General features: G+C 53.6%; 7 protein-coding genes. 4 read left to right on the top strand and 3 right to left on the bottom strand.

The features are described 5' to 3' along the window. The 3 genes from ackA to yfcC all read left to right on the top strand — a co-directional run. Positions 1 to 881: acetate kinase (ackA, locus tag KQJ18_RS19975; RefSeq protein ID WP_216422564.1), on the top strand; the 881-nt coding region annotated here is incomplete at its 5' end. 76 nt (positions 882 to 957) lie between these two features. Beyond that, a complete protein-coding gene (gene pta, locus KQJ18_RS19970) occupies positions 958 to 3102 on the top strand; it encodes a phosphate acetyltransferase (RefSeq protein ID WP_038642314.1) in 2145 nt (714 codons plus the stop codon). 200 nt (positions 3103 to 3302) lie between these two features. Beyond that, positions 3303 to 4823 (top strand): putative basic amino acid antiporter YfcC, encoded by a 1521-nt coding sequence (gene yfcC / locus KQJ18_RS19965; protein ID WP_087857358.1) that lies wholly within the window; start codon positions 3303 to 3305, stop codon positions 4821 to 4823. Positions 4824 to 4879: 56 nt separating this feature from the next. On the opposite strand, the gene yfcD is transcribed toward yfcC, so the two are convergent. The 3 genes from yfcD to yfcF are packed head-to-tail and all read right to left on the bottom strand — an operon-like array spanning position 4880 to position 6742. Next, positions 4880 to 5434 (bottom strand): NUDIX hydrolase YfcD, encoded by a 555-nt coding sequence (gene yfcD / locus KQJ18_RS19960; RefSeq protein WP_006683645.1) that lies wholly within the window; start codon positions 5432 to 5434, stop codon positions 4880 to 4882. Positions 5435 to 5490: 56 nt separating this feature from the next. Continuing rightward, complete coding sequence (gene yfcE, locus KQJ18_RS19955) at positions 5491 to 6042, bottom strand: phosphodiesterase (RefSeq protein WP_069323380.1); 552 nt, start codon at positions 6040 to 6042, stop codon at positions 5491 to 5493. Positions 6043 to 6097: 55 nt separating this feature from the next. Next, positions 6098 to 6742: a glutathione transferase gene (yfcF, locus tag KQJ18_RS19950; protein WP_085047811.1), complete on the bottom strand. Its 645-nt coding sequence runs from the start codon at positions 6740 to 6742 to the stop codon at positions 6098 to 6100. A 134-nt stretch (positions 6743 to 6876) separates the two neighbouring features. Here yfcF and KQJ18_RS19945 point away from each other — a divergent pair. Further along, positions 6877 to 7047, top strand: a 171-nt coding sequence (locus KQJ18_RS19945; protein ID WP_216422565.1) for a glutathione S-transferase N-terminal domain-containing protein, incomplete at its 3' end; no start/stop codon positions are given.

Below are 7047 nucleotides of genomic sequence, written 5' to 3'. Positions count from 1 at the left end.
CCGTTATCCAGGGCATCAAAGATTCTGCCTCTTTCGCACCGCTGCATAACCCGGCTCACCTGATCGGTATCGCAGAAGCGCTGAAATCCTTCCCAAGCCTGAAAGACAAAAACGTGGCTGTATTCGACACCGCGTTCCATCAGACTATGCCGGAAGAGTCTTACCTCTATGCTCTGCCGTACAGCCTGTACAAAGAACACGGCGTTCGTCGTTACGGCGCGCACGGCACCAGCCACTTCTTTGTTACTCAGGAAGCGGCAAAAATGCTGAACAAACCGGTTGATGAACTGAACATCATCACTTGCCACCTGGGCAACGGCGGTTCTGTATCTGCTATCCGTAACGGTAAATGTGTTGATACCTCCATGGGTCTGACCCCGCTGGAAGGTCTGGTGATGGGTACACGTTCCGGTGACATCGACCCGGCGATCATCTTCCACCTGCACGACACCCTGGGCATGAGCGTTGACCAGATCAACAAAATGCTGACCAAAGAATCCGGTCTGCTGGGTCTGACCGAAGTCACCAGCGACTGCCGTTATGTTGAAGATAACTACACAACCAAAGAAGACGCTAAACGTGCAATGGACGTTTACTGCCACCGTCTGGCGAAGTACATCGGTTCTTATACTGCGCTGATGGATGGTCGTCTGGATGCGGTTGTCTTCACCGGTGGTATCGGTGAAAACGCAGCGATGGTTCGTGAACTGTCTCTGGGCAAACTGGGCGTTCTGGGCTTTGAAGTTGACCACGAACGTAACCTGGCCGCACGTTTCGGCAAATCTGGTTTCATCAACAAAGAAGGTACCCGTCCTGCGGTGGTTATCCCAACCAACGAAGAACTGGTTATCGCGCAAGACGCGAGCCGTCTGACTGCCTGATTTCACACCGCCAGCCTAGCTGGCGGTGCTGTTTTGTAACCCGCCTGAAATGGGCGGTAACGAAAGAGGATAAACCGTGTCCCGTATTATTATGCTGATCCCTACCGGAACCAGCGTCGGCCTGACCAGCGTCAGCCTCGGCGTGATCCGTGCTATGGAACGCAAAGGCGTTCGTCTGAGCGTCTTTAAACCCATCGCTCAGCCTCGTGCCGGTGGCGATGCGCCAGACCAGACTACCACTATCGTTCGTGCGAACTCTAACCTGCCAGCTGCTGAGCCGCTGAAGATGAGCCACGTTGAATCTCTGCTGTCCAGCAATCAGAAAGATGTGCTGATGGAAGAGATCATCGCGAATTACCACGCGAACACCAAAGATGCTGAAGTTGTACTGGTTGAAGGCCTGGTCCCAACACGTAAGCATCAGTTCGCGCAGTCTCTGAACTACGAAATCGCGAAAACGCTGAATGCGGAAATCGTCTTCGTGATGTCTCAGGGTACCGATACCCCGGAACAGCTGAACGAGCGTATTGAACTGACTCGCAGCAGCTTCGGCGGCGCGAAAAACACCAACATCACTGGCGTTATCGTTAACAAACTGAACGCGCCGGTTGATGACCAGGGCCGTACTCGCCCGGATCTGTCCGAGATTTTCGACGACTCTTCCAAAGCGCAGGTGATCAAAGTTGATCCGGCTAAACTGCAAGAATCCAGCCCGCTGCCGGTTCTGGGCGCGGTGCCATGGAGCTTCGATCTGATCGCTACCCGTGCAATCGATATGGCGCGTCACCTGAACGCTACCATCGTTAACGAAGGCGATATCAACACCCGTCGCGTGAAGTCTGTGACTTTCTGCGCACGTAGCATTCCGCACATGCTGGAGCACTTCCGCGCAGGTTCTCTGCTGGTGACGTCTGCCGACCGTCCTGACGTGCTGGTTGCAGCATGTCTGGCTGCTATGAACGGCGTAGAAATCGGTGCTCTGCTGCTGACTGGCGGCTACGAAATGGACGCGCGCATCAACAAACTGTGCGAACGTGCATTCGCTACCGGTCTGCCGGTATTTATGGTGAACACCAATACCTGGCAGACCTCTCTGAGCCTGCAGAGCTTCAACCTGGAAGTTCCGGTTGACGATCACGAGCGCATCGAAAAAGTTCAGGAATACGTTGCTAACTACATCAATGCTGACTGGATTGAATCTCTGACCGCGACTTCTGAGCGCAGCCGTCGTCTGTCTCCACCGGCGTTCCGTTATCAGCTGACCGAGCTGGCGCGTAAAGCGGGCAAACGTGTTGTTCTGCCGGAAGGCGACGAACCGCGTACCGTTAAAGCGGCTGCTATCTGTGCTGAACGCGGTATTGCTACCTGCGTTCTGTTGGGTAACCCGGATGAGATCACCCGCGTTGCGGCCTCTCAGGGCGTTGAGCTGGGCGCTGGCGTAGAAATCGTTGATCCCGATGTGGTTCGCGAAAGCTACGTTGCTCGCCTGGTTGAGCTGCGTAAGAACAAAGGCATGACCGAAACCGTTGCCCGCGAACAGCTGGAAGACAACGTGGTTCTCGGTACCCTGATGCTGGAGCAGGACGACGTTGACGGTCTGGTTTCTGGTGCCGTTCACACGACCGCAAACACCATTCGTCCACCGCTGCAGTTGATCAAAACTGCGCCGGGTAGCTCGCTGGTGTCTTCCGTGTTCTTCATGCTGCTGCCGGAACAGGTTTACGTTTACGGTGACTGCGCGATCAACCCGGATCCGACTGCTGAACAACTGGCAGAAATCGCCATTCAGTCCGCTGAATCCGCCATCGCCTTCGGTATCGAACCGCGCGTTGCGATGCTTTCCTACTCCACCGGTACCTCTGGTGCAGGTAGCGATGTAGAGAAAGTTCGCGAAGCGACTCGTCTGGCGCAGGAAAAACGTCCTGACCTGATGATCGACGGTCCGCTGCAGTACGACGCCGCGGTTATGGCTGACGTAGCGAAATCCAAAGCGCCGAACTCGCCGGTTGCAGGTCGCGCTACCGTGTTCATCTTCCCGGATCTGAACACCGGTAACACCACCTACAAAGCGGTACAGCGTTCTGCCGACCTGATCTCCATCGGGCCAATGCTGCAGGGTATGCGCAAGCCGGTGAACGACCTGTCCCGTGGTGCGCTGGTAGACGATATCGTCTATACCATCGCCCTGACCGCGATCCAGTCATCCCAGCAGCAGAAGTAATTTGCTGCGGTGTGCCGGATCTCTTATCCGGCAACACCTCTGCTTATCAAACCGGAAATAGCTGATATTTCCGGTTTTTTTATATCTGTTTTTTCTTTGGTACATTCTGAAATATTTGCCAGGATGCGCTGCATCAATGAATAACTATTCTTCTGTTTGCATACTTACTCTCTTTTGCATTGCAACAGGGATAGTCTTTCATGTCAGCAGTCACAGAATCACAGCCAGCCAAAAAATGGGCGATGCCCGATACGCTGGTGATTATTTTTTTCGTCGCCATTTTAACCAGCCTGGCGACATGGGTTGTTCCGGTCGGGATGTTCGACAGCCAGGAAGTGCAGTATCAGGTTGATGGGCAAACCAAAACCCGTAAAGTTGTCGACCCCCACTCTTTTCGTATTCTGACCAACGATGCGGGTGAAGAGCAGTATCACCGGGTGCAGTTTTTCACCACCGGAGATGAACGCCCTGGCCTGATGAATTTTCCGTTTGAAGGATTAACCTCCGGCTCTAAATTCGGCACCGCCGTCGGCATTATTATGTTTATGCTGGTGATTGGCGGCGCATTCGGCATCGTTATGCGTACCGGAACCATTGATAACGGTATCCTGGCGCTCATTCGCCATACGCGAGGTAACGAGGTCCTGTTTATTCCGGTGCTGTTTGTTCTCTTCTCATTAGGCGGCGCGGTGTTTGGCATGGGCGAAGAGGCAGTCGCCTTTGCCATTATTATCGCGCCTTTGATGGTACGCTTAGGTTACGACAGTATCACCACCGTTCTGGTCACTTATATCGCTACCCAGATTGGTTTTGCCAGTTCGTGGATGAACCCGTTCTGCGTGGTGGTTGCACAGGGTATTGCAGGTGTCCCGGTGCTCTCTGGTTCCGGTCTGCGTATCGTCGTGTGGGTCGTTGCGACCCTGATAGGGCTGACCTTCACCCTGGCCTACGCAGCGCGCATCAAAAAAAATCCGCTTCTCTCCCGGGTACATGAGTCAGACCGTTTTTTTCGCGAGCAGCAGGACGAGGTTGTAGAACGCCGCTTCACGCTGGGCGACTGGTTGGTGCTGCTGGTACTGACGGCGGTGATGATTTGGGTCGTCTGGGGCGTTATCGTCAACGCGTGGTTTATTCCTGAGATCGCCAGCCAGTTCTTCACGATGGGACTGGTGATTGGCATCATCGGCGTCGTGTTCCGTCTCAACGGTATGACGGTCAACGTTATGGCATCTTCATTCACTGAAGGCGCGCGAATGATGATTGCTCCCGCTCTGCTGGTCGGTTTCGCCAAGGGCATATTATTGCTGGTCGGTAACGGAGAGGCGGGCGAAGCCAGCGTATTAAATACCCTGCTGCACAGCATTGCCAACGGTATCAGCGGGCTGGATAACGCTATCGCTGCATGGTTTATGCTGCTGTTCCAGGCGGTATTTAATTTCTTCGTCACGTCCGGTTCTGGCCAGGCTGCATTGACCATGCCGCTATTAGCGCCGCTGGGCGATCTGGTTGGCGTAAACCGTCAGGTCACCGTACTGGCCTTCCAGTTTGGCGACGGATTCAGTCACATTATCTATCCGACGTCGGCATCATTGATGGCAACGTTAGGCGTTTGTCGGGTGGATTTTCGTAACTGGCTGAAAGTAGGCGCCACGCTGTTGGGCCTGCTGTTTATTATGTCCAGCGTGGTGGTGATTGGGGCGCAGATAATGGGTTACCATTAAAAAATAATTGCCCGGCCTACATGATTTCTCGACGCTGTAGGCCGGATGAGCAGACGTTACTCGGCTTCTTCCTGCTTTTCGGCTTTCGCCCCTTCATTCTTGGCGTTGCGGGTCATCCACAGCGCCAGCGCTTTCAGTGAGTCCGGCGTAAATTCGTCGCAGCGTGCGGTGATTTCTTCCGGCGTCAGCCAGCAAACTTCACTGACCTCTTCTTCCTGAAGCGCAAACGGCCCGTGGGAAACGCAGCTAAACAGCCCGCCCCAGACGCGACAGTTCTGGTCTTCAAAATAAAACTGACCGTGCTCGGCAAACGGCACGCCCGCAATCCCCAACTCCTCTTCCGCTTCACGGCGCGCTGAGTCCAGTAGCTGCTCGTCAGCCTGAACAACACCGCCAGCGGTGGCATCCAGCATGCCGGGCAAAAAATCTTTTGTCTCAGTCCTACGCTGAACCAGAATTTTGCCCATACCATCGTGCACCACGATATACGTCGCACGATGGCGTAAGCGCTGCGCCCGCATTTGTTCCCGGCTGGACTGTGCGATGACTTCGTTGTCTTCATTCACAATATCCACCCATTCCGTACTTGCCAAACGACGCTGTTCCACCATCAGGAAACCTTCTTTTTTCTGGCGCTCTTACGGCGCGTTTATGTTTGTGGGGTAAATTACGGATTAATCTCGATCTGCGCAATAACACTTTGATCATTGAGTGCCATTACGCTGAGAACATTATCATCCAGAATCCCGTAGCTTGCCGCAAAGCCTCCTTTCGGGATGCTTACCGAGCCGGGGTTAAAGTGATAGACATCCCCTTGCAACTCGGCAACCGGCAGATGAGTATGGCCATAAACCAGTACATCTCCCGCGCTGAGCGCTGGCATATTTTGCGGGCCAAAAAGATGCCCGTGCGTCAAAAAGAGTCGCTGGTTTTCTGTCAGAATTTGCTGCCACGGCGCGGTTATCGGAAAATGCAGGAGCATCTGATCCACTTCGCTGTCGCAATTGCCACGCACCGCGATAATCCGCGCTGCCAGTTCATTCAACCGCTCTGCAACCTGCGCGGGCGCATAGCCTTCCGGCAACGCATTACGCGGTCCGTGATTTAAAACATCACCCAATATCACCAGCCATTGCGCACCGCTTGCGCTAAACAGTTCGAGTACGCGTTCCGTGGCTGGCAACGAACCATGAATGTCCGATGCGAACATCAGTTTCATCACTCACTCCTCGTTGAAAAGTACCTTGTAATGATACTGGATTACGCTCCGATGGTCAGCAGGAACGCTTCGCTGAAAGCGCGATAAAACGCTGAACTGAAGCGCGCTGCCACTGGAAGGTGGCGTATTCCGCAAGCGCTTCTGGCACCTCATCGCCGTTAAGGACCAGACGATTAAGCATTAGCGCTAAATCGCAATCAGCGATACACCATTCGCCAAATAAATTCTGTTTACCATGGCTCAGTAAACTGCTCGCAGTGGCGAACAGTTTTTCCGCACTGGCTTTTCCGGCGTCGCTCAGCGGCGCTTTTTTCACGCCAGCAAAAACCACATCCGTTGAGCGCTCTTCACGAATAGGCATCAGATCGCTGCGGATCCACGCCTGCACCTGGCGAGCCCGCGCGCGCTTTTGCACATCATGTGGGTAGATGCGCTCCCACTGCGGCGGGGCAAAGCTCTCTTCCAGAAACTCAGTAATTGCTGATGATTCGCTCAGCTCGAAATCGTCAATCTCCAGGACCGGCACGCGGCGCGTCAACGCATAACCTTGCCATGAAGGTTGCAAGTGTTCACCGCTGTTGAGATCAACAGTTTTCAGCGTAAAAGGTAGCCCTTTCTCTTGCAGAGCGACATAAACAGACAGCACGTAAGGGGAGAAAAAATTGGCATCTGACCACAGCGTAATTGCAGGTTTGCTCATAACGTCCTCTGAAGTGTATTGGCTTGCCTTCAAAATATAGAGTCTTTCTCTCGCTGTCACTTGATGAAAACTCACGCACGCCAACAGGCTCTATACTTGTAATGACCCGGTTCATGACAAAACGGACGCTGAAAATGATCGATCTCTATTACACGCCATCGCCAAACGGTCACAAAATCACGCTGTTTCTTGAAGAAGCGCAGCTGCAATACCGTCTGATTCATGTCGATATCAGCAAAGGTAGCCAGTTTCGTCCTGATTTTCTGCAGATCTCGCCGAACAATAAAATCCCGGCCATTATCGAC

This window comes from Citrobacter sp. S55_ASV_140, from assembly GCF_018919505.1.
In the GTDB taxonomy this organism is placed as follows: domain Bacteria; phylum Pseudomonadota; class Gammaproteobacteria; order Enterobacterales; family Enterobacteriaceae; genus Citrobacter; species Citrobacter werkmanii.
This window is presented reverse-complemented; position numbering and strand designations above follow the sequence as displayed.

Coding starts and splice junctions, on each gene's coding strand:
- yfcE (WP_069323380.1), bottom strand. CDS start 6,042: ATGAAACTGATGTTCGCATCGGACATTCATGGTTCGTTGCCAGCCACG.
- yfcC (WP_087857358.1), top strand. CDS start 3,303: ATGTCAGCAGTCACAGAATCACAGCCAGCCAAAAAATGGGCGATGCCC.
- yfcD (WP_006683645.1), bottom strand. CDS start 5,434: ATGGTGGAACAGCGTCGTTTGGCAAGTACGGAATGGGTGGATATTGTG.
- yfcF (WP_085047811.1), bottom strand. CDS start 6,742: ATGAGCAAACCTGCAATTACGCTGTGGTCAGATGCCAATTTTTTCTCC.